Source organism: Lacrimispora indolis DSM 755 (assembly GCF_000526995.1).
In the GTDB taxonomy this organism is placed as follows: domain Bacteria; phylum Bacillota; class Clostridia; order Lachnospirales; family Lachnospiraceae; genus Lacrimispora; species Lacrimispora indolis.
This window is the reverse complement of the sequence record NZ_AZUI01000001.1, coordinates 3,489,002-3,512,617: the sequence shown is the minus strand read 5'-3', so window position 1 is coordinate 3,512,617 and position 23,616 is coordinate 3,489,002. Positions and strand designations below refer to the sequence as shown.

Sequence of the window (23,616 nt, the reverse complement as noted above, 5' to 3'; positions counted from 1 at the left end):
AATCCTGCTGATTTAAGCTCACTTTAATCATACTCAAACGATTTATTAACAATATATAAATAATAAAAAATTAAGATTTCCTTACGGTAAAATTATATGAATTTATCAGTATGATTCATATATCAATATATTCCCCAAAAATATATCTGACCGATAGTATTGGCAGTAAAAATCAATGCTGTCTGGAATAAGCATTTGAAATATTGTTCTGGTATATATGGTAATGGATCTTTTTCAATGTGTCATAATTTGAATTTATTTCTTATTATCAGTTGCATAATGGAGGTACAATATAATGATTATTTCTTTTCGCTTTAAAAACTTCCGTTCCTTTTATGACGAGACATTTATTGATATGAAGACGGATTGCTGTAAAGACTTTACAAATCATTTAGCCCCTTTTGAAAACAAATATTTACTCAAAACCTTAGCTGTCTACGGGAATGATGCAAGCGGAAAAACGAATTTGCTTCTTGCATTTTCCGGTTTCCAGGCTCTTATCTTCAAACAGCTTTTTCCCCTGAAAACAATTCCGGGCATTTATCTTGTTCCGCATTTAAGGTCAAACAGCAGGACTAAGATTATTCCATATCAAATAACTGAGACTGATCCACAGCCTACAGAAATGGAACTTTCCTTTCTTAGCAACCGGCATATTTATGAATATGGATTCACTATCAAGGACCAGAATATTCTCGCAGAACATCTAATTGTGGATCATCATATGGTATATACAAGAACTGACAGAGAGATTTTCATATGGTTTATTATTTTAATACTTTTGAATCATTCCAATCTCTTAGGGATATGGAAACAGAAAGAAATATATACCAAATTTTTGAGAATTCTGATGCGCTCAATTACAGTCTGAACCAACTTCAAAAACTTGGATTTCCAATAGAAGATTTTATCATTGAACATGGTGTTCCCAAACTTGGATTTCGTATTAAATCCCGGGATACAGGCAAGTTTATAATATACCATACGGACTATACAAGCGTATCTATGAATACAATAAAATATCTATGTTTTTTTATAAAAGTATATGAGTTATCTCAAACAGGGGGGATATTAATAATTGACAATATCACCAATGAGTTTCAATCAACTGTTATTAAATTTATAGTAGATTCCTTCTATCAGGAAGACAACAAGAATATTCAGCTTATTTTCACAACCAATGATAGCTTTATATTAAATAATAAACAGTTACAGTACGATAAGGTCGCTGTCGTTGATATGAATGAATATCAAGAATCCCGGTTCTACACTTTGACTGATATATTGGTTCAGCCTGATTCAAGCCTTTTAAAGGAATATCTTTTGAAAAAATATGGAACGATGACTCTATTAAAAGATCCTATATGAATCCCTACCAGGCCTAAGAGATGCATATCAGACTATGAACCGCGGTTTCATAAAATAGAAAAAGCAGCAGAAGCCTGTTTGTGAGGCGGTTCTGCTGCTTTTTAATATTCATAAATAACTACCGTTTCCGGTAACCCTCTTACCTCGGTAAGAAAGTGGTTTATTGTTTTTTCTGTAATTTAATTTCTTAGAGTGAGAGGTTGTTGCAGGTATTGCTCCCATTATATCAAGAACCCGCATTATACAAACAAGCACCATCTGATGCCATATTTATCAATAAACTCCGCCATCAGAGGACTAAATTCACATGAAGCAAGCGACGTAAGGATTTTAGCATCTGTTTTCAATACTTCATATGCCCTTCTTATCATTCCTTCCTCTTCGACATGTTTATTCCTGAAACAATTCTATTTTACCATTAAGTATATGCAGTATCCAGACTTTTTAAGGAATTCTCCTATGAAGTCAATCGGATATTCTCAATCCGCTCCGCTACTTGCCCACAGGTGTCTCGCTCCACGGTGCATAACTTCTTAGCTGCTATCGCAGCTAGTTAAAAGGGGCTTGAGCCGGAAGACGGATCCATGCTAAGTAATTGGCTTTATTTTAATCAGATAACCCATAAATTTTTTAAAGCAAATATTCCAGATGGTTGCGTAAACAAGCGAAAATATATAAAAAATCAAAAAAGTCAACGGGATTGATAAAGAACCTGTTAAGTCCGTGAAGGCTGAAATATGTATTATGTAAGTTAAGCACATCATCCCTAGAGATAAGGCTATGCTTGAAATGAATATAGAAATAAATATTCCTTTCCTGTAAAGCAATGTTCCTATTACCATGCCTAATGCCCCTGTTGTAAAGAAAAGAATGACAGCTTCTTGTATATTGAATACAACAAGAATCAGTGAAGATGAAAAAAGTACGGCAAAACCAAGAGAAACGTGAAATACTGCGGCTATTGCAACAGGCAGTGTACTAAATGGACTCAAAGCTAATCCAATGGCAGGTAAAAATACAGGTGCTGATTGGAACAGCACCGTTATTGTTGTTAATAAGCCTCCAATACAAATAAGCCAGACCATATTTATTTTTTTCACTTTAAATACTCCATTTATATGAAATTGGTCTCAAATCAAGGAAGAATTTCAAAAACAGTGCCTTGATTGAAATCTGTTACATTGGAAGAACCATAAGCCCCCAAATATAATTTGGTCTGATCCAGGTTCGTTCCCAGACTGACATAAAAGGAGGACTGAGATCCAAAGTCATAATTGGTTTGAATCACACTAAAATCGTTTGGTCTGAAATCTGTCCTTATTCTGGTATAGGCCAGCGTGCCTCTGGCCGGAAAACGGGGCTCTTCATTTCGGGCAAAGTCAGTAAACAAGAGGCTTCCCCTTAAGTCAGGGATTTCACTCCCCATATACGGCTGGACCCCTGTAAGTGCTGTTCCTCTAAACTTGTCAGGACGTGGGTCTTCATGAAAATAACTGGTTATCGGGTGAATACGAAATACTGCAGTTTTTATTGCTTCATCGTAATAAGCTATGGTTTTCTCATCTAATGCAGGGTTTGCAGAACAGTTATTGATCATCGAAGTAGGAAAAGATCCTTCCCACCCCCGCCAGCCTAGGTTAATATATGCTTTTTCCTGGCTGGAACCGGATCCCGTTAAAGCTGATTGAACAAGCTGTGTGACCGGCATTGGTCTATAGAAAATAAAAGAAAAAATGGATTCTTCCAGGTCCTGTCCCACATTTCCTACATATTTAATGTATTGACCATTGGATCGCTGATAGGAAATTCCTGTAGGATTGCGAACCCCTTTGGCAATTACCGTAAGCGTATCCTGAACAGGCACTGGGATCTCGTCAAAGCGTGTGACTGGGGAAGGATTATCGATGGATGGATTCTTACTTACATCAATTTCAATTATTTTGCCGGCTATTTCCATATCATTCTGACTTAAATTAAACGGATCATATCCTGAGCCGCCATCTCCGGTTGTTAAAACGAGTTTTCCTGTTTCAGGTGAAAAATTCAAACTATTAACGCCATTATGATTCATAAACGGCCTTCTCAAATTAAGTAATGTCCGTTGTTTTTGAGATTGACCATTAGCTTGTAACCCCCACTCTTCAACAGTATCGATATGGTCAAATTCCGTTTCTCTGTTTATCCACTGTAGATTTAAAGTTTCAGGATCACAGGGATCAGGCTGAAATGATCCAGGAAGGGCACCCGGTCCTTGTGTCCCTGCTACTGAATAATGCAGATAAAACAAGCCATTATAATAAAACTCTGGATGAAACGCCAGTCCCAGCAGCCCCCGTTCATCATATCCGCCGCTGGAAACGCCCAGATTTATTATTTGCGGACGAATATCTAAAAAAGTCCTTATATTTTCGTTTGTTACATATAAGATTTCTCCTACCTGAGTTGCTATAAATAAACTCTCTGTGAGATCGCCCGGAAGTATTGCTGTTTTCAAAACAGTGGGTAAATTAATATTACTGGTAATGGGACGTAAATTGACATTAACCTTTATCAAATTTTTATCTCCTTTTTTTATTAGAATATGATTAATTCTGTTCTATTAGTACTGTTTGCCAAAAGGGGAGTTCACTGACAATGCTGCTTCATAAGTTTGGTTCTTTATAAGTACACCCCCGGATAACCTGCCGGAAAATACAGGAAATCACACTCCTTTGTCTAGATGAATTTCATGCCAGACTAACGATTTTCACTGCTTACCTGTTCGTACGCTTTATCAGACAAGTGGCGGGTTTTATCCAATCGGCCATCTGGCTTTCTGGCCTGAGTAAAAACTTCTCCGGAATTTTTTCCTGTCACTGCAATCTCGTTGTGCAGTGTTTTTATTGAACCAACTGCTTTTACCTGAATGTTTTATCGCTTGTTCAAACACAATAGGAGGGTGCCTCAAAGCCATACGAAACGGCTTTTAAGACACCCTCCTGAAGCATAAGCGGTCGCTGTCAAACCACGGCATATATTTCTACAGGTACCGCCTGACCTTTGTCCGGTAACGTAGATACTCCTCTCCAAAAGCACCTGCCAGATATCTTTCTTCACCAATAATCTGAACGTGGAATAAGACAACCGCCAAAACAGATGCTAAGATATTGATCCAGTTGGGGCAGGCCAGAACACAGCCGATATAGATCAGATCAAACCCTACAAAAGCCGGATTGCGGCTAAAACGATAGATGCCCCATGTCACAAGGCTTGTGTTCTGATTGCTGCTGAATCCGGCACGCCAGTTATTCTTCATCACAGTGATTGCCGGCAAAAAGAAAGTGCAGCCTAAAGCCATAATAATCAATCCCATAATGGAAAGAGGCGGCCCTGCCGGCAAAGCAGGTAAGTGTCTGGGGAAAAGCACACTGGCAAACTGCACCACAGCACCGGTCCCTGTTGCTGCTCTTAAAAGCAGTTCAATCACTCTCGCCTTTGCCGGCTTATCTCCTTTGCCAAGGAGGTTCCCGGAGATACCGTGACGCCGGAGCAGCATCATTTTAATCAAATAAACAGCGTAAAACAGGCAGAGCAGTGATAATGCAATCCGCTGAATCATACTCATCACTTCCTCCTTATCACCCGCGTGGCATTTAAGACAGCTAACAGTGTAACACCTACGTCAGCAAACACAGCCTCCCACATGCCTGCAACACCAGCTGCTCCAAGGAGAAGAAAAATTCCCTTGATTCCAAGGGCAAAAACAATGTTCTGCCACACAATGCGCTTTGTAAACCTTGCAATATCAATCGCATCGGCAAGTTTGGAAGGTTCATCCGTCATGAGCACAACATCTGCGGCTTCAATCGCTGCATCAGAACCGAGCCCGCCCATTGCAATACCCACATCTGCCCGGGCCAGTACCGGGGCATCATTGATCCCATCGCCCACAAAAGCCAGCTTGCCTTTTCCTTGTTTGCGGCTTTCCAGCATTTCCACCTTTTCCACCTTGCCCTCAGGCAGCAATCCGCCGTAAACCTCATCCAAAGCAAGTTCTTTTGAGATTGCCTCAGCAATTTGGGGATCATCGCCTGTGAGCATAATTGTTTTGCGGATGCCACGGGATTTTAACGCGGCAATGGCAGCCCTGCTGTCCTCTTTTATTTCGTCGGAAATCACCACACACCCGGCGTACACATTATCAACTGCAACATAGACCTTTGTTCCTATTTCAGCCGATTCTTCAAAGGAAATACCATTTGAGTTCATCAGCCTGTGATTGCCCGCAAGAATAACTCTTTCATCCATACAAACACGGATGCCGTGCCCGGATATTTCATTATAGTCTGTAAGGCGCTTTTTATCGATCTGCTTCCCGTATTCCTTCGTAATGGAAAGGCCAATGGGGTGATTGGAAAATGCCTCAGCGTTTGCGGCAAGCTCTAAAAGCTGTTGGCCTGTAAACCCGTCTGCAGGAAGCAGTTTTGTGACCTTGAACACACCTTTGGTCAATGTTCCTGTTTTATCAAACACAACGATTTCCAAATTCCCCAATACTTCTAAATAGTTGCTGCCCTTGACCAGAACGCCGCGTTTGGATGCGCCCCCGATGCCTCCGAAGAAACCAAGAGGAATAGAGACAACCAGAGCACAGGGGCAGGATATGACGAGGAAAATCAGCCCGCGATGAACCCAGTCACCCCAGGCACCGTAAAAGAACAGAGGCGGAATAACCGCAATGAGTGCCGCCAAAGCGACCACCACCGGTGTATAGTAACGTGAAAATGTGGTCATAAAATTCTCAGTGGGTGCTTTGTTGCTGGATGCATTCTCCACGAGATCAATGATCCTTGCCACTGTAGACTGTCCAAATGTTTTTGTTACCTGAATGGTCAGCACGCCATTTTGATTGATACAGCCGGACAGCACTTCGTCAGATACCTTTGCCTTGCGGGGAACCGATTCCCCTGTAAGCGCCTTTGTATCCAGCATGGCTTCGCCTTCGACGACAATGCCGTCAAGGGGAATCTTCTCGCCAGGCTTTACAACGATAATGTCCCCGGATAAAACTGTTTCAGGCGATACCTTGATCACATCGCCGTTCCGTCTGACATTGGCGAAATCCGGGCGGATATCCATCAGATCAGTGATGGATTCTTTGGAACGCCGTACAGCAAGGCCTTGAACGTATTCACCGATCTGAAAAAACAGCATGACTCCCACCGCCTCAGCAGCATCCCCGATCAGAAATGCGCCGATGGTAGCTATGGTCATAAGGAAATTTTCGTCGAATATCTGTCCCCGCAAAATATTCTTAAACGCTTTCAATACAATTTCACCGCCTAAAATAATGTATCCTGTTACAAAGACAGCAAGCAATACATAACTGTTGATGCGGAAGGCATACTGCAAAACCATCCCTGCGACAAAGATGGCAGCACCGATTATAAGCGCTGTTATTCCGTTCCCGTCATGGTCGTGGTCATGATCGTGATCATGGCCGTGTCCGCCGCCCGTGCTGTGTCTCTTCTCTTTTTCTGTCACAACAATGCCCGGTTCCAACCGCTCTGCTGTTTCACGGATCCTTTGCAGCATGTCTGCATGTTCATCTGTAAACTCCACTTTTAACGTGGCAGTCATCAAAGTGACGGAGGCATCGGCCACGCCTTCCAGCCTCTTCACCGCAGTTTCAATTTTGGCTGCACAGTTTGCACAGTCCAATCCCTTTAGTGTGTATTCTTTTTTCATAAATCATCCCTCCATTCATTTAATAGTTGAGCAATCATTCAACTTTTTGAGTAAAAAAAGAGCTTGTTATTCATGGATATGTTCAAACCCTTTTTCAAATATGTCTTTTACGTGGTCATCGGCAAGTGAATAATATACTTCCCTGCCTCTTTTTTCAAAACACACCAGATTTGTCAACCGGAGGGATTTAAGATGATGAGAAATTGCGGACTTCGTCATATTCAAAAGCACGGCAAGATCACAAACGCACATCTCATGGCAGGATAAAGCCCATAAAATTTTAATACGGGTGTTATCTGAGAACATTTTATACAGATCAGATAAATCCCGAAAATCTTTGCCATCGGGCATGGCACTTTTCACCATGTGAATTACATCTTCATGTATGGCATCACAATCGCAGGTGAAATTCGTATCCTTTTTCATTCTATACCTCCTAATAGTTGAGCATTCATTCAACTATTATCATTATATGCCGGCTGATTCAATTTGTCAACCGCTGATTTCAGGATATATGACAAATATAAAAACGTCTTATTCCGGTAAGTACAACGGCATTTTTATAGACTAATATCTCCCTTCCAACGGCCGGGCCTTCCTTTTCTTGATAAACACCATCTATGGAATCAAATTTCGTTTTGCCTCTCCCCCGCCAATATCATGGAGAATTGCAGCTATTGAGATCAATTCCCTTTCCTTACTGCTTACGTGTTCTCCATCCATGATATCTTCGGCATTTTTAAGTACCTTAAAGGTATGATCTACTCCGAAAGGAATTTCTTCAAATATTTCTTTGGCACTGTGTCAGGTGTTTTTTATGGAATTATATCTAAAAAAGACTATTTCTTAATAACAGGCAAAATGTAATCCAGTGTTATTCTTTCGCCTTTTTCCTGCGGTTCACAATATCGTTTATAAGTATAGATATCACACCAATAAAAATGCCGGAAGTCAATTTCATATCCGGTCTTTTCAATGGCTTCCTTACAAAGCATGTAGGCACACGCAATAATATTATCCAGGGTATCCGACTCGATCCATATTCTTGCAACGGTGCCGGCCGGAATGTTCTCACTGTAGAGGCCATCCGGTACGGATGCAGCTGTTTTTACAAATTTTCCAATGATATATTGAAAATTATTTTGTCCTTCAAATTTGCTCATATGCCCAAGACCAATATACGGATCCTGGTCCGGACATACCCATTCATCGATTTCCTTCAGTTTGTCAAATGTTCCATTTTGAAAAGCAGCTCCCCAGCATTCCTGGCCGGCTTTTTCAAAGGTGGTTCTCTTCATCATTCCTACAACCATACGTTCATCATATTCTGCATACTCGATTCTCGTCATTTCAGCCATAATCTGTTTTTCTCCTGTCAGGCGGATATTAGTAAAGGATAGGCGGATATATCTATTGCATTTCAATTAACTCCACAAGGTTTTTAATGTCCTTTTCTATCAATGGACGCATAGTATCTTTAAATTGTGAACAATCCATGGAAAGTACGGCTTCTTTGATCCGGCTGTTCAGCTCTTTTTTATATGGAACAATATAGTGCAGATACTGTAACGCCTGTCTCACTGCCGTTGGTTTTTCATCATATACAGAGGCTAATATATCTTCAATCACTTCGTTGATTTTATTGTGTTCATCCCATTTTGCCTGTTTACACAGCAGCCGGAATCCCCTCACCCGGACAACATACCTGTCACTCTTTAACATGGATAAAAATTCATCCAAATAAGGGACGAGAATATTTTCCTGCTCAGAAAGCTCCTCTAATTCCCGTAAGATTACATATGAATCCTTTGTATCTTTCTCATAAAGGTATTTAATTCTATCATCTATTACCATTCTCTCATACCTCCGATTAAAATAAACCATTCTACCTGACGATTGAATACATTTTCATGTCCAGAACCACACCGTTTTTTACTGCATTTTTTCTCAAAGTACCCTCATATTCAAATCCCGCTTTTTCCAGTATGCGGCAAGACGCCGTATTATAGGAAAAGGGCTGGGCAAAAATACGAATAATATCTGTATTTTCAAGAATATATTTGCAGACCTGTTTTACAGCACTTGTTCCAATTCCTTTTCCCCAGTACTTTTCCGAAATATAATATCCCATCTCCGCAGTTTTTGAATGAATATTGTCTTTACGAAATACGCCAATGCTGCCAACCGCCATATCTTCCACTGTAATGGCAAATGCATAAGTTGTTTTCTTATCGGCATTAAGCATAGCTGTAATAAACTCTTTTGCATCTTCTGTCCGATAGGGATAAGGCAATCCATCTCTTAAATTATCAAGAATTTTTTTGTTATTTAATGCTTGCGCAAGGTCGGATGCATCCTCCGGCCTCCAGCAGCGGATGTTACATTCCATGTACTGTTCTCCCTTCCCAGTTAAGCGAATATTCCCAATCCGCTTTGTTACACAATTCGGTTAACTAATTGAATGAAAAATGTATACTTAATTCCTTTTTACACTGCATTTATTCTACCATACAAACCAAAGTCTATAAAGACATACGCAAAAATTCGCTATCATATGATCTTTTTTCCTCAGCTTATCCCTGCCTGCCGGCCCAATACGCCGGATACCATTTTTGAAACCACAGAGTAAACACACCCATAAGCGCAGGACAGACTGAATTAATGAGGCCTGTATAGGGAGATAAGCTCGTTCCCATAAGTAAATATGTCCAAATCGTTGTTATGAGATATAAAACCCCCCAGGCAGCGGTCAATATCCGGTTCGTCCGCATAAACAGCGGATTGTCAAATGCTTTTTCATTGCCGTAGCTGTTTGCACTGTAATAGGAGGTCAGGGGTTTTTTAGTAAACGCACCCACAAGCCACATGAACCCAAAAGCGCCGTAGCTTATGGGCAGGATGACCCGCGGGTCGGCCCCCAGCAAAAGGGAAAGTGACAGTGCAACAACAACAGGCACGGTGATCTGCTCAAACAAAACAGGCTGAAAAATGAGCCAGAGCAAAGGCAGAGCCGCTGCGGCCAGGACACCTGCTATACCGCCTGCCACCCCATTGATCGCAACGGTTATCCAAATGACGAGCCACGGCGCCAGGAGAACAGACATATTTGTTTTGCGGCATTGGGTTTCAACCGCCGCTTTAGGACGCGCCGAAGAGCCAAACAACTTATCCCATTTAAGCATCAGTTCAAAATCACCCAAAACCCTGTACTGCCGTTTAAACATGGCCTCCTGCCCGCTGATCTCCCCTCTGGCAATGGAACGCCAGACAGAAAACGGTGTCTCAATTTTCGTTGTAAAGGGCCTGAAGTTTTCAGAAATAACTTCTGAGCCACTTGGGGTAAGTAATATCTGATAGGTTTTATCAATATCGGTGTAATAAAACTCCAAAACCCGTTCTATGCCGTCAGGTATGTACAAAGCAGCCATCTGTTTGGTAAAACTTAAGCTTTCTTCCAGAGGCTGTTGGAAATCCGCACTGACGCCCCAGGAGGCGTCCGCCATCTTTTCAAACACAGCTCGTGGATATAAGGGCCCGGAAAGCTCTGCCATTGTCTCCTCTCCGATTCCTCCGCCCACATATTCTGCCCCCGCTTTCCGGACACCTTCCAAATAAGCGTCTGTCCTGCCTCTTAATTCCGGAACACGAAACAATTCTCCCTGACCACAAAAAATGGCCGTGTACTTTTCCGGACCGCAGAAATGGTCAAACATTGCAGCAACGCCGTCATAATTGCCCTTGGCCGTCCAGAATCCGCATGTGGATATTACAATATGATGCTGCTGCGTCAAATCATAGCGGGAGGGATGTCCCACGCTTTCACTCCCTTTTACCATAAACGGCTGGTTGAGGGGCAGCTGCCGGTCAATGAGATTTTTAAGGCTGCCGGGAACGCTGAAATAATACAATGGAAAAGACCATATGATCACATCAGCCCCAACAATTTTAGGAAGAATTTCGATCATCTTATCGTTTATAACACATTTTCCAGGCGTTTTATCCCAACAGGAAAAGCAGCCCAGGCAGGGTTTTACATGGGCTTTCCATACATCCAGAATTTCCGCTTTCTCCCAGCCTGCACCTTCTAAAAATGCCCGGGTAAGCTTTAACGTATTGCTGTTTTCGCCTTTTGGCGAACCATTAATAACGAGTATGTTCATTTTTCTTCCCCCTCCAAAATGGCAATCGCTTTTTCCACCCACTCAAGCCCTGCTTGAAAAGATAATTCTCCATACAGGGCAACGATACTCCAATACTTCGTCCTCTCCTTATTATCTACAACCTCCCCATACCGGGCAATTGACTCGGGTACCGTGCTAAACTCCAAACCATACTTTAAGCATGATTCCCGGTACGCACGAAGCATGGTCAATGCCTGTGCGTCTCCCATTTCTCCGGCAAAAAACATACGCATGAGAAATGCATTTTTTATGCGCATTGTGGCGGCAATATCTGATTGGGGTGATAAAAGCCAATTATTAAGTTCTTTTTTCCCCGTATCTGTTATGGAATAGACTCTTTTATTTGGTTTATCTTTTTGAATGACATACTCACTGCTCAGCCAGCCATTTTGCTCCATTGCGTCAAGCTCCCTATATATCTGGCTGGTTTGTGCCTGCCAAAAAAATGACAGGGATTCCTTAAATGCTTTATCCAGTTCATACCCGGTCATAGGACCATAGTTTAAAAGCCCAAGCATACCATGTTTCAGCGACATGAATAGCCTCCTTGTTCTATATTCTATTTGTTGAGTATATAATAAAAGGAATATCACTGTCAACCCCCAATTACCGCAGAAGATAAATGAATATAAGTTAGGCAAAGCATTTTAAATTTATCGTGCCTCAAAAAAAAGCAACCGTCGCGCATAACGGTTGCTTTTCCCCTATAATCAAATCATTGCCTGGCATTTCGTGCACAAAACACCACAAGATGTTACGTTTTGCATATCTTCTATTGCCCATCCTGCGAGCTGTACAAGGATCGGCAGAACACTCTTTCCTTTTTCCGTTAATGTATACTCCACTCTCGGCGGCACTTCGTTATATTGCTCTCTGTGAATGATTCCGGCTGCTTCCAGTTCTTTTAAGGACTGTGCCAGCATCACATTTGTAATATCACCTAATTTTCTTTTGATCGTGCTATACCTTAAAGGCGTTTCGCTTGAAAGAATGCATACGATGGGCAGCTTCCATTTGCCGTTAAATATATTCATCAGATGGCGGATAGGACAGAGCAATTCTTCGGTTGACTGCATGGTTTCCTGCTGTTTTTTGGCGCACATATTATATCCCTCAATTCCAATAGTATGTTTTTTATTACTTAGTAAGTTTTTACTGCGTTATTGAAAAAAACTTATTTAATAATATAATTATATTACAGGGTAAATTTTAACACAAGTTTTTTGAGCGGTAATCTCCATAAGCCGGCAATTTAATAATATCGAAAAGGAGCATGTGTACCATGTTAAACTTAAATCATTTCATGAACAATGGAATAAAAAATATTTCTGATACTGCCGGGCGGTTTTATTTCGGCAATCGCCGGGGGCAGGCATTCATGCTGCACATGGCATCTGATCTGCATAAAAGTGCAAAGATAAGATCACAGCATGAACAGAACGGCACGCATATCCCTCCTTTTCTGATTGCCAGCATAGCAGCTGATTGTAATCTGCGGTGCTCAGGTTGTTACGCATGGGCTAACGGCAGCTGCGGTGACGGACGGGAGCCGGAACAGTTGACCGGCGGCGATTGGCGGCGAATATTTCAGGAAGCGTCAGACATTGGAATATCTTTTATTTTAATAGCCGGTGGCGAACCTCTTTTACGTCATGATGTGATCCAATTGGCCGCGGAATTTGAACATATCATTTTTCCTATATTTACCAACGGAACCATGATTGACGCAGATTATCTCAGCCTTTTTGATAAGCATCGCAATCTCATCCCGGTGCTTAGCCTTGAGGGCGACGCTGAAAAAACGGATGCCCGTCGGGGGAAGGGTGTCTCAAATAAAATTGAGCAAGCCGCTGAACGCCTCAAAGAACGGGGAATCCTTTTCGGGGCTTCCATAACGGTAACAACGGAAAATCATAATGATGTAACAGAATCGGACTTTGCCGAGACTTTGCGGGAAAAAGGGTACGGGCTTGTTTTTTATGTTGAATACGTCCCAGTGGAAAAAAATACAGACCATTTGATTTTAAATGAAAATGACTTGCACATCCTTGCAGCACGGATTGACGGCCTGCGGGAAAATAAGAAAAACAAGGGCATGATATTCCTCTCTTTCCCAGGTGATGAGGAAGCAATGGGCGGGTGCTTAGCCGCAGGACGGGGCTTCTTTCACATCAATGCCGCAGGAGGAACCGAACCTTGCCCCTTTTCCCCTTATTCGGTAATGAATCTGAAAGAACAGTCGCTTTTGACCGTATTACAATCACCGTTTTTTGAAAAGGTGCGCGAAATAGGCGCGGCGGAAGCCTTGAACCATAAAGGAGGCTGTAGATTATTTCAATACGAAGATGAGGTTGAACAGGTGATCCTATAGACTTTGTTTATTTAGGAAAGGAGGAAACCGTTTGGGAAATCAGCCTGGGCAAAAGCATAAGCCGGATTTTAGGTGACACATTTACGATTAAGTTCCTTGAGAAAGGTGAAAACTTTGGAGTAAGAGAGTTTCAGGCAATTGAAAAGGAATTTCCCGAAGCATATGGTATTGTTCAGGAAGAAGATGAACATGGAAACCGTCTGATGGCTATGGTGTCTCCTTTATGATTGGATTGCATGCAAAGTCATTGCTTGGCACTGATGTATAGGGAAATCGATAAACTGAAAAATATTATAATTAAGGAGGTTTATACATGAATACTGCTGTACGTTACTTTACCCGTGGAGGCAATACAAAAAAAGTGGCTGACGCAATTGCCAATGCGGCAGGCGTTGAAGCAAAAAACTGCTCTGCGCCCCTTACTGAACCGGTTGATTTACTGTTTTTAGGCGGTTCCGTATATTGGGGAGGCATAGACAAAAATCTGAAACAATTTATCGAGCAGCTTGACCCGGCCATGGTGAAAAGCGTTGCTGTGTTTGGCACATCAGCCCTGAAAAAGGAGCCGGACCGAGAAATAGAAAAGCTTATAGGAAATAAGGGCATCCCCGTGTCCAGCCGCAGCTTTCATTGCCGCGGAGAGTTTTCCGCTGTTCACAAGGGCCATCCTGATGGTGATGATTTAAAAAAGGCGGCAGCCTTTGCACGAACTGCATTAGAAGCAATAAAATAATTCCGAACAGCAGGTTTGAAAGAAGGTATCCGCCATGTTGAAGCTAAGCCATTCAGAAAAAGATTATATGGAAGCAATCTACATTCTGACCAGACGTTTTGATCCGGTCCGTTCAGGCATCGGCATGCTGCTCACCCGAAGCCGGGCCGGAAAAGCGGCTGGCCATGCCGGTTCCGATCTTCATGCTCTTGCACATGCATACGGCTTCTCGTTCCGGTGGGTGATCGGCTTCTCCGCAGCAGCGGTCAGCCCTACGCTGTTCCTGGCTGTTCATAAAAAGACGAAACCGGAAGCTGAGACCGCATAATGCTTCATATCTTCCAAATTTGGCTTTGTGCGGTTGTTTTTCTATTTTAACTGTAGTAAAATCATATACAATACACGTTTAAGCCATTTGTTTTTATTCAGAAACAAAATTGTTGAGGGACAATAAAAATGAAGTTATGTATTGGCACAGCTCCGTGCAAGGTCTGAAGCGGACGAAACTGCACGGAGCGGATCAAATTCGTCCGTTGGGCTTTGCACTTTCATTGAATTTTATGAAATTTATGAAAGAGGAGCAAAGTCATGATAAAAAATTTAAAAACAAATATGGGAGAACTTCGGTCCTTCCTGATTTTATGGATCACGCAGTCCCTTTCGTCGCTGGGCAGCGCTATGACGAATTTTGCAGTGGTAATCTGGTCTTATCAGCAGCAGGGTTCGGCCCTTGCCACAGCGCTTTTAATGGTCTGCTCTTATGCGCCTTACGTATTGCTGAGCATGTTTGCCGGAGCTTTAAGTGACCGGTGGAACAAAAAGGTGACCATGCTTGCCAGCGACAGCTTTGCAGCACTTTGTACCGTTTTGGTACTGCTTCTGCTGGTTACAGGCAAGCTTCAGGTCTGGCACTTATACCTGCTGAACACATTCAACGGATTGATGAACACCGTCCAGCAGCCGGCTTCGGATGTTTCCATAACTCTGCTTACACCTAAAAAGTATTATCAGAAGGTAAGCGGAATGCGCTCCTTTTCCCAATCCCTGGTCACTGTGCTGACGCCTGTACTCGCTACCGCGATCCTTTCCTTTACAAGTATCCATTTCGTTATTTTTTTTGATCTGGCTACATTTTTCGTTGCATTCATCGGGCTTCTGTGCTTTGTTAAAATTCCGAAAATAAGGGAACAGACAACTGCAAGGCAGGAAACCATATTACAGTCCGTAAAAAGCGGTCTGCAATATCTAACGGATAACAGGGGAATTCTGGATTTGATTCTGTTTCTGGCGGTGATCAACTTTACTGCGTCCATATTCAGCGCCGCTTTACCGGCGATGCTGCTTTCACGGACAGGAGGGGGGGAATTTGCTCTTGGCATGGTCAACACGGCTACAGGAATTGCCACCATGTTTGGAAGTCTTATGGTCACTATCCTGCCGCCGCCCAAAAGCAGAGTCAATGTCATCTGCAACTGCCTGCTATTTTCCATGAGTACGGAGAACTTTATTCTTGCATTTGGCCGGAACACGCCCATATGGTGTTTGGGATCAGTCCTTGGGTGGATCTTCATTCCTGTTATGAATGCCAACATGGATGTGCTTTTCCGCTCAAAAATACCGGTCAACATGCAGGGACGTGTTTATTCTGCAAGGAATACACTGCAGTTTTTCACAATTCCCTTAGGGTATTTGTGGGGAGGAATTCTTGTTGACAGGGTGTTTGAGCCATTTATGGCTGCTCAACAATCTTTAAGCAGTCCGTGGATCTCACTGTTTGGAACCGGGAAAGGTTCAGGCGCTGCCATGCTGTTTTTCGTAATCGGCGTTTTTGGCGCTTTATCCTGTCTGCCGTTTCGGGCTGACAAACACATCTGGAAATTGGAGGAATAGCGGATTCCTTCATCAGGGAATTATGATACGTGATATCAAACAGCACAGAGCAGTTCTCACTGCTTTCTGTGCTGTTTTTGCATGCTCAGGATATTAAGAACATGCCTTCTGTAAGAACAGTGGATTTGAATGGATTTCTATGGTAAGCTGGAAATAGATCAGCAAAAATAGTCGAGAGGGTTTTCTTCGATGAATGTAAGATAGTATCTGCAAGGAGGTGAAGGAATGAAGGAACAAATTGAAGCGGTTCAGCGAATGCAGGATTATATAGAGGTTCGCATTTCAGACAGCATTACTCTTGCCGACTTATCAGAGGTATCGTTTTTCTCTCCCTGGTATTCCTACCGGCTGTTTGTGCAGCACACCAACATGACGCCGGCCGACTACATCAGACGGCTCAGGCTCTCTAAATCTGCCATTAAGCTTCGGGATGAGGACTGCAAAGTCATTGATGTTGCCTTAGACCTTGGTTTTGGCAGCGTGGACGGCTATCAGCGGGCATTTTTCCGCGAGTTTGGATATAACCCTAAGGAATACGCTAAAAGCCCTGTTCCTCTTTATCTTTTCACGCCTTATGGAGTCAAATATCGAACGGTCAGAAAGGAGAAAGCCATGAAAACAGTAAAAAATGTGTTTGTACAAGTAATTGAAAAACCGGATCGAAAGGTTCTGATCAAAAGAGGGGTAAAGGCCTCAGACTATTTTGCTTATTGCGAAGAAGTCGGCTGCGATGTTTGGGGACTGCTGCAAAGTATCAGGTCCATCAGCGGTGAGCCTGTGTGTATGTGGCTGACAGCAAATCACATCAGCCCCGGCACCTCTCAGTATGTGCAGGGCGTCGAAGTGCCCACCACCTATGACGGAGTTATTCCCCAGGGATTTGATGTAATCCAACTGCCTGCGGCAAAATACCTGATGTTTAAGGGGGAGCCTTTTGCTGAAGAGGATTATTGTGAGGCTATTGAGGAAGTACAGTATGCCATAAAGAAATATGATCCTGCTGTCATAAATGCAAAATGGGATAAAACAAATCCCCGTATCCAACTGGAACCCATAGGACCAAGAGGTTATATTGAGCTTTTGCCGATTCAGTAATTCCGTACAGGGCAGCCATAACAGGCTGCCCTTCCAGTTTCCCAGTCAGCATAATCTTCTGAAACAAATACAAGGATTTCTTTTTTTCATGTTCCTACCCTCCCCTTTTCTAAATTCTCTAAAATTTCATTATATCGTTTTGTGGCTAACCCACTGGGTTTCCCCTTTTTACAGAACAAAAGCTTTCCTAATTTGGGTACCACCCGTTCCACAAGGATCTGACCGTCAACGGTTTTTGACTTCAAGGCTTCCAGTGCTTCCAAAAAGCGGCTGTCCTTCCTTGCCCGGCCATAAAAGGATAAAACATAGACATATTGAAACAGGTTATAATTGCGGAATGGATATTCTACCTGCATGAACAGGGTCCCCATTCCATAATGGCAGGGACCGATGGGCTTCCTGATCAGCCAGTGTTCAAGCAAAAAATCCACCGCCTTATCAAGTGCCGGTTCCTTATTCAGATATCCGCTGAAACGAAATGCGTTGAGAATATTCAGGGTAGGCATGGGATTGGAATACTCTGTTTCCGGCCCATGGCCAAAGGAAAATTTATTGCAGCGCCAGCCGCCGTCAGAATACTGGGTATCTAAAAAATGCTGAAATGTCTTTTCCATTCTGTTGTCAAAGGCATATCCCATGTGGCAGAGCACGTTGGCCGCAATCGCCGTTTGACACGGATAAATGCCGCCTTTGGGATATATTTTAAAACGCCCGTCCTTCAGCCACGTGCTGAAAATCAAATCAGCACAATCCTTTAAAACCGGTTCGTCAGGGGACATTCCCAGCTCCAGCAGATAAAGAACACTGTCAAATGTTGAAAACGGGGAGCCTTTTAACAATCGTTTGTCAGCAGTTGCCCAAAGATCAGCCCCATTGTCATGCCTGTGTGATAAAACCACTTCAACATCAGCTAAATATTGCTTTTCCACCGCCATCTTATATCCCTCCATAAAATTAATGCACATCCTGTATCCCCAATTATAAAGCCAAAATAAGACAACAGTGTGTCATGTTTCGTACTGTTTTTGTGCTTCTCTCAAAAATATTTTCATCTCATCACGCAAAGTATCCGGCGAAATGATTTCCGCCCTGCTCCCAAAGCCAGCAAATGTGCTGACGACCCAATCAGGGCGTTCCGTTTGAAAAGAAACAAATATATCGTTGTTTTCCTTCCGGATGTTCTCTGTTCCAAAAAAATCAACGGCAAGAAACTCCAGAGATTTGTCCATTCTGACGGTGACAGCCATTCCCCCGTCATTTGAAAAATCGCTTTTCAGGGGCGGAATGGTATAATCCTCCCGTTCGTCAAAGGTTTCTTCGCTTAGATGTAAGCTTGTCATCCTGTTTACCTTGAATATGCGGAAATCTTCCTTGTATTTACAATATCCGAAAAGATACCAGTTTTCCTGTTTAAAAATCAGTTTATAAGGTTCAATGACCCTGGGGTGATAACCACTTCCTCCGTAGTATTCCATTTCAAGGAGGCGATGACCTGCAATGGCTGTCCGGATCGTCCTGATTTTCTCCGTGATGGTGCTGTTATGGTTCCATGATGTAAAGTCAATGATGATGTCATGTTCCAACAGCATTTTATCCTCATGGCTGAAACGCAGTTTTGCAAGCAGAGTTTTTATCTTTGCACTGTCATCAATACTTGCCAATCCCTGTATCCCTGCAAGAATTGCACTCATGTCCTCCTTATTAAGCGCGGTTTTGCTGTATTTAAAATCCGGCAGCAAGGACACTCCACCACCAATCCCCTGCCGGGAAACCACAGGAAATCCCGCACTTGATATGTCTAATAAATCACGATGGATGGTACGGACAGATACTTCAAAGTAATCCGCTAATTCCTTTGCCGTAACCTTTTCTTTTTCTAAAAGAATACACAATATCCCAAACATACGATTGCTTTTCATGCTTTTCACCTCCAGTATATTATAAATAAACAAGACATTTCATGTCAAGTTTACATACCTTTTCATCAAAATCTTTAAACCATAGTCCCAGATCTGAAGTTCAGATCAAAAAAAGAAGATTTGCGGGAGCAAATCTTCTAAAACAACATATATAATTTATTCTTTAATTAAAACCCGGGCCATCTGAATGAGAAATACCAGGGTGCGCAGTAAAAATACACCCCCGGCTATCAAATGAATCCAGGGAAAGTTTATTGCCCCCAACACCCATAAAAGTAACATCACAATGGCAGCATCCCCCATATACCGCCCAAACAAAAAACCTATTTTTTCTTCCTTTGGCGACAGGGATGGCTCAGGACTTATAAGCCAGCGCCGCCTGGGAGAAGAAAAAACAAAAGAAAGAAAAGCCAAAAGCACAATTCCGAAAATCATGAGATCAATCCGTTTTCTTTCAGAAAATCTCTGGCTACATCAGCGGGGGACTGCTGCAGTTCATCTACTTTATAATTAAGTTCAATCATAACATCATTGGTTAAAACCGGTGCCAGTTCTTCCATAATACCGGTAATTTCCGGATATTTTTCCAGAGCATCCGCCCGAATAACGGGAATTGCGTAATAAGGCGGGAAAAATTCCTTATCATCCTCCAGTGTTTTTAAGTTGAACTTTTTAAGAAGTCCGTCGGTGGAAAAGGCATCAATCACATTGATCTCACCGTTTTTTAAAGCCGTGTAGCGGGGGGCAGCATCTAATGTAAGGCTTTTTCCCATTTGAAAGCCATATGTTTTCAGAAGCCCGGAAAGCCCATCCTCCCGGTTGGAGAATTCAAATGTAGTACCTGAGATCAGGGTCCCGGCTATTCCGGCAAGATCACTGATCTTATCTAAGTTATATTCTTCTGCCATTTCCTGGGTCACAGCCAGTGTAAAAGTATTATTAAAGCTCATCTGTTTAAGCACTTCCAGATCAAACTGCTCTTTATACTCTTTTACCACAGTCTCGTACACCTGCTCCATGTCACTGATAGGCGGATGCTTGAGGATATCACTGTAGGAGGTTCCGCTGTAATCAATATAGAAATCAATGTCTCCTGTCTTTATCGCAGAGAAACATACCTGTGAACCGCCCAGGCTCAGTTTTCTGTTTACGGTGATATCGGTTCTGTCTTCTATTAAATCGGCTAACATATTCCCAAGGATCTCCTGTTCCGTAAAATCCTTGGAACCTACTGAGACAGTACGTGCATTGCCTGATACATTGCCCACGGATGTAAAAAGGAATACAACCGCAATGACTCCTGAGGCTGCTGCAAGCATTGCCTTTTGCGCCTTCCGTCTTTTTTTCTTAACTGAGTTATCTCCCTTTTGAAGGCTGACCGGGGTTACCAGCTTCTCAACCAGTCCGATCAGAAAGTCTACCATAAGTGCCAGTAAACAGGCAGGAATGGCGCCCGCCAGGATCTGGTTGTTGTTCACCGTACGTATTCCGGAGAAGACCAGATATCCCAAACCGCCTGCACCGATAAACGCAGCCATGGTCATCAGCCCGACTGCCGTTACAGAAGCGATCCGCACTCCGGCCATGATGACAGGAAGGGCAAGGGGAATCTGCACCTTTGTCAGCACCTGAAACGGCGTAAGGCCGATTCCTTTGGCAGCCTCCAGGGTTTGAGGATTGATATTTTCAATTCCTGTATAGGTATTCTTAATGATGGGAAGCAGAGAATAAAGAACCACTGCAACAATGGCAGGAATCACACCGATACCCAATATTGGGATCATGAAACCAAGGAGCGCCATGCTGGGAATTGCCTGGATCACATTTGCAACCGACAAAACCGGCTTGCTTGCTTTGGCCGCGTAAGAAATAAAAATACCAAGGGGTACTCCGATCAGGATAGCCAGACCCACCGATACGGCGGTCAGCTTCAGATGTTCAATCAATAATGATAAGATCTGCGGATAATTGCTTATTATATAATTCCAAAAGTTCATTCTGTCTCTCCTCCTTCATAGTCAAAATATTGCTGACTTAAAGTGGTTACCAGACTGCTTCGTGTTATAAGGCCCATAAGACGCCTCTGGTCATCCACGACCGGAACCGTGGACACATGGTTTTCAGTCACTACTTTCAGAGCATCCAGAATGCACTGCTCCGGTAAAAGAGTAGGAAAGTCCTCATACATATACTGCTCTGCCAACTGGGTCCTGTCTTCAATTCCTCTCAGCCTGCCTGCCTTTACAATTCCCACCAGCCGCTTGCTGTCCCGTTCCACCATGAGCAGGCTGTCAACCTTATTCTGGCGCATCTTGTCAATACACTTCAGGACCGATAAATCCTTGGTGGCGGTGACCGGATGATCGATCATGATATCGGATACCTTGATATATTCCGGTGATAACCATATCCTGTTTTTTCCTACGAAGTTGGAAACAAAATCATCCACCGGATTGTTTAAGATATGTTCCGGTGTATCATATTGCAGAATATCGCCATCCTTCATAATACAGATCATATCTGCAATCTTAATGGCTTCATCCATATCGTGAGTCACAAAAACGATGGTCTTTTTCAGCTTCGCCTGGAGCTGCACCAGCTCATCCTGGAGATCCGATCTTGTCATGGGATCCAGAGCCGAAAATGGCTCATCCATCAGGATAATATCCGGATCAGTGGCAAAGGCTCTTGCCACCCCCACACGCTGCTGCTGCCCACCGCTAAGCTCCGTTGGGTAGCGGTGCAAAAACTCCTCGCAGTCCAGTCCTACCATCTGCATCAGTTTCCTTGTGTTGTCCTCAATGTCTTTTGAAGACATTTTTTCAAGCTTCGGAATCAGTTCAATATTTTCTTTAACCGTCATGTGAGGAAACAGCCCCGTCTGCTGGATCACATATCCGATTTTCCTCCGTAAAGCCACTTCATCCATGCTTCCGATACTTTTATCGTCAATATAAATCGTACCTGATGTGGGCTTAATCAGCCGGTTGATCATTTTTAAGAGCGTGGTCTTTCCACAGCCGCTCTCACCAATGATAGCTACTAAGCTTCCGCTTTTTATCGAAAATGTAACTTGATTCAAAACCTTATTTGTCTTATAGGATTTTGAAATCTGTTCAAATTGTATCATAATTTATCCCTCCTTTTTAGCAAAGTAACAACTTAATTATATTGCAAAGTTGTTACTTTGTCAAATTTCAAAAAAAATAACGCCTGAAGCCAATGGGCTTAAAGCGTTATAAAAGAGCGGTTATTTAGAAGAATATAAGAATTCTTTTACTCTGTCAGCGGTGTCATCCTGGGTCACAAAATATATGGTATCATTTTCAGAAAGGGCAACATACGGTCCGGGAGATTTTATAACAGTATCGTTCCTGCTGACCGCAATTACAGTCGCTCCGGTACGCTGCCAGAACTGAATTTCCGTTACCGTCTTATTTAAATAATTGCATTCCCTGGTAATCCGTATTTCAAACGGCATAAAGGGATTCATTGACCGGAAATGAACCGAGGCCTCAATCAGATCTTTCAGGCAGTCATTTAAATATTCCATTTCCAGTTTTTGACGGCTGACACTTTTTAAAAGGTTCTCCTTAATGGTATCAATAGTCTGGCGTTTGCCGTTTTGCCGGATGTACTCCGCTGCTTTTTTCTGGGACTTAATGATAATCCCGTTGCCTTTCTCAGTGGATACGATCCCCAGATCACTAAGTATGCAGATCGCCCGCCGTGCGGTCTCCGGTGATACGCTGTACTGGCTGGCAAGAGATGAACGGGCGTAAATTTTTTCGCCTTCCTGATATTCCCCGTTGGCAATCCGGGCCGCCACTTCTACCGCAATTTGCTGATAACGGGGAATTGCTGTTTTATGTTTTGTATCTATGTTCATGTAATTCTCATTTCCTTTGCCTGTTATAATATAAAACAACATCAGTATAGCCTAAAACCCATTACAGTGCAAGGTGGGAACCGTAAAATATCGTACCAGTCGGTTTTCTTTTATTTCAGCCTGCCATAATCTTCATCAGATACCACTTCCAGCCATTCATTGGATCCCCCATCTGCCGGAACCTTAACCGCAAGATAAGAAGACCAACTGTCAGGAGCTGCGCCGTGCCAATGCTTCATCTCCTGAGGAATGTTCACCACATCATCGGACTGCAGCTCCTGTGCGGGCTTTCCCCACTCCTGATTGCAATAGTAAATTCATGTTTACATAGGCAAAAAATTAATCCATTTCATATTTATTTGTGTTAAAATATACAGTGCAAAGATAAAAACACAGTTCCGGTCGGTAGTCCGGACGCAGCGCAAGCTGTCAGTAACCTGCCTCCTTGGTTGTCCGTTCTTTGC

General features: G+C 42.8%; 25 protein-coding genes. 7 read left to right on the top strand and 18 right to left on the bottom strand.

The genetic code is table 11. From position 1 onward, the window contains the following. Positions 1-295: 295 nt before the first annotated feature. Both K401_RS34245 and K401_RS32950 read left to right on the top strand, forming a co-directional pair. On the top strand, positions 296-871 hold the full coding sequence (locus K401_RS34245) for an AAA family ATPase (RefSeq protein WP_024294051.1): 576 nt from the start codon (positions 296-298) through the stop codon (positions 869-871). Beyond that, positions 760-1,368 (top strand): AAA family ATPase, encoded by a 609-nt coding sequence (locus tag K401_RS32950; RefSeq protein ID WP_156945289.1) that lies wholly within the window; start codon positions 760-762, stop codon positions 1,366-1,368. Before K401_RS34245 ends, K401_RS32950 begins: the two co-directional genes overlap by 112 nt. Positions 1,369-1,955: 587 nt before the next feature. On the opposite strand, the gene K401_RS0116865 is transcribed toward K401_RS32950, so the two are convergent. The 12 genes from K401_RS0116865 to K401_RS0116815 form a co-directional block, all read right to left on the bottom strand. Beyond that, positions 1,956-2,468, bottom strand: coding sequence for a hypothetical protein (locus K401_RS0116865; protein ID WP_024294049.1), 513 nt, complete (start codon positions 2,466-2,468; stop codon positions 1,956-1,958). A gap of 35 nt (positions 2,469-2,503) precedes the next feature. After that, complete coding sequence (locus K401_RS0116860; RefSeq protein ID WP_024294048.1) at positions 2,504-3,922, bottom strand: PQQ-dependent sugar dehydrogenase; 1,419 nt, start codon at positions 3,920-3,922, stop codon at positions 2,504-2,506. A 465-nt stretch (positions 3,923-4,387) separates the two neighbouring features. Next, complete coding sequence (locus tag K401_RS0116855) at positions 4,388-4,972, bottom strand: methyltransferase family protein (RefSeq protein ID WP_051464050.1); 585 nt, start codon at positions 4,970-4,972, stop codon at positions 4,388-4,390. Further along, entirely contained in the window at positions 4,972-7,095 is a 2,124-nt protein-coding gene (locus tag K401_RS0116850; RefSeq protein ID WP_024294046.1) for a heavy metal translocating P-type ATPase, read from the bottom strand. Before K401_RS0116850 ends, K401_RS0116855 begins: the two co-directional genes overlap by 1 nt. A gap of 66 nt (positions 7,096-7,161) precedes the next feature. Continuing rightward, the gene (locus K401_RS0116845) at positions 7,162-7,521 is read right to left on the bottom strand and encodes an ArsR/SmtB family transcription factor (RefSeq protein ID WP_024294045.1); all 360 of its coding nucleotides are present in this window, start codon (positions 7,519-7,521) and stop codon (positions 7,162-7,164) included. Positions 7,522-7,713: 192 nt separating this feature from the next. Continuing rightward, positions 7,714-7,818 (bottom strand): hypothetical protein, encoded by a 105-nt coding sequence (locus tag K401_RS33630; RefSeq protein ID WP_242837805.1) that lies wholly within the window; start codon positions 7,816-7,818, stop codon positions 7,714-7,716. Between the two features lie 116 nt (positions 7,819-7,934). After that, positions 7,935-8,453, bottom strand: coding sequence for a GyrI-like domain-containing protein (locus K401_RS0116840; protein WP_051152860.1), 519 nt, complete (start codon positions 8,451-8,453; stop codon positions 7,935-7,937). 52 nt (positions 8,454-8,505) lie between these two features. Further along, the gene (locus K401_RS0116835; protein ID WP_024294043.1) at positions 8,506-8,949 is read right to left on the bottom strand and encodes a hypothetical protein; all 444 of its coding nucleotides are present in this window, start codon (positions 8,947-8,949) and stop codon (positions 8,506-8,508) included. A 31-nt stretch (positions 8,950-8,980) separates the two neighbouring features. Continuing rightward, entirely contained in the window at positions 8,981-9,484 is a 504-nt protein-coding gene (locus K401_RS0116830) for a GNAT family N-acetyltransferase (protein WP_024294042.1), read from the bottom strand. 184 nt (positions 9,485-9,668) lie between these two features. Further along, positions 9,669-11,255, bottom strand: a complete 1,587-nt coding sequence (locus K401_RS0116825) for an NAD(P)H-dependent oxidoreductase (protein ID WP_024294041.1) — start codon at positions 11,253-11,255, stop codon at positions 9,669-9,671. Beyond that, positions 11,252-11,812, bottom strand: coding sequence for a PadR family transcriptional regulator (locus K401_RS0116820; protein ID WP_024294040.1), 561 nt, complete (start codon positions 11,810-11,812; stop codon positions 11,252-11,254). The genes K401_RS0116825 and K401_RS0116820 overlap by 4 nt, the downstream gene beginning before the upstream one ends. Positions 11,813-11,986: 174 nt before the next feature. Further along, complete coding sequence (locus tag K401_RS0116815; RefSeq protein WP_024294039.1) at positions 11,987-12,379, bottom strand: winged helix-turn-helix transcriptional regulator; 393 nt, start codon at positions 12,377-12,379, stop codon at positions 11,987-11,989. A 179-nt stretch (positions 12,380-12,558) separates the two neighbouring features. Between K401_RS0116815 and K401_RS0116810 the strand changes: the two genes are divergently transcribed. The 5 genes from K401_RS0116810 to K401_RS0116790 all read left to right on the top strand — a co-directional run bounded on the left by K401_RS0116810 (position 12,559) and on the right by K401_RS0116790 (position 17,344). Next, the gene (locus K401_RS0116810; RefSeq protein ID WP_051464048.1) at positions 12,559-13,647 is read left to right on the top strand and encodes a radical SAM protein; all 1,089 of its coding nucleotides are present in this window, start codon (positions 12,559-12,561) and stop codon (positions 13,645-13,647) included. 313 nt (positions 13,648-13,960) lie between these two features. Continuing rightward, complete coding sequence (locus K401_RS0116805) at positions 13,961-14,380, top strand: flavodoxin family protein (protein ID WP_024294037.1); 420 nt, start codon at positions 13,961-13,963, stop codon at positions 14,378-14,380. 34 nt (positions 14,381-14,414) lie between these two features. Beyond that, a complete protein-coding gene (locus tag K401_RS0116800; protein ID WP_024294036.1) occupies positions 14,415-14,687 on the top strand; it encodes a helix-turn-helix domain-containing protein in 273 nt (90 codons plus the stop codon). A gap of 260 nt (positions 14,688-14,947) precedes the next feature. Further along, entirely contained in the window at positions 14,948-16,249 is a 1,302-nt protein-coding gene (locus tag K401_RS0116795; protein WP_024294035.1) for an MFS transporter, read from the top strand. A 225-nt stretch (positions 16,250-16,474) separates the two neighbouring features. Next, positions 16,475-17,344, top strand: a complete 870-nt coding sequence (locus tag K401_RS0116790) for a helix-turn-helix domain-containing protein (RefSeq protein WP_024294034.1) — start codon at positions 16,475-16,477, stop codon at positions 17,342-17,344. 86 nt (positions 17,345-17,430) lie between these two features. On the opposite strand, the gene K401_RS0116785 is transcribed toward K401_RS0116790, so the two are convergent. From K401_RS0116785 to K401_RS0116755, 6 genes are all read right to left on the bottom strand, one after another. Beyond that, positions 17,431-18,279 carry a prenyltransferase/squalene oxidase repeat-containing protein gene (locus tag K401_RS0116785; RefSeq protein WP_024294033.1) on the bottom strand — a complete coding sequence of 283 codons (849 nt, stop codon included), beginning with the start codon at positions 18,277-18,279 and terminating at the stop codon, positions 17,431-17,433. Between the two features lie 72 nt (positions 18,280-18,351). After that, a complete protein-coding gene (locus K401_RS0116780) occupies positions 18,352-19,263 on the bottom strand; it encodes a helix-turn-helix transcriptional regulator (protein ID WP_024294032.1) in 912 nt (303 codons plus the stop codon). A gap of 431 nt (positions 19,264-19,694) precedes the next feature. Then, positions 19,695-21,260, bottom strand: coding sequence for an ABC transporter permease/substrate-binding protein (locus K401_RS0116770; RefSeq protein WP_024294030.1), 1,566 nt, complete (start codon positions 21,258-21,260; stop codon positions 19,695-19,697). Further along, on the bottom strand, positions 21,257-22,393 hold the full coding sequence (locus tag K401_RS0116765; RefSeq protein WP_024294029.1) for an ABC transporter ATP-binding protein: 1,137 nt from the start codon (positions 22,391-22,393) through the stop codon (positions 21,257-21,259). Before K401_RS0116765 ends, K401_RS0116770 begins: the two co-directional genes overlap by 4 nt. A 120-nt stretch (positions 22,394-22,513) precedes the next feature. After that, positions 22,514-23,152: a GntR family transcriptional regulator gene (locus tag K401_RS0116760; protein ID WP_027352412.1), complete on the bottom strand. Its 639-nt coding sequence runs from the start codon at positions 23,150-23,152 to the stop codon at positions 22,514-22,516. A gap of 110 nt (positions 23,153-23,262) precedes the next feature. Further along, a complete protein-coding gene (locus tag K401_RS0116755; RefSeq protein WP_330362243.1) occupies positions 23,263-23,412 on the bottom strand; it encodes a cupin domain-containing protein in 150 nt (49 codons plus the stop codon). Between the last annotated feature and the right edge of the window lie 204 nt (positions 23,413-23,616).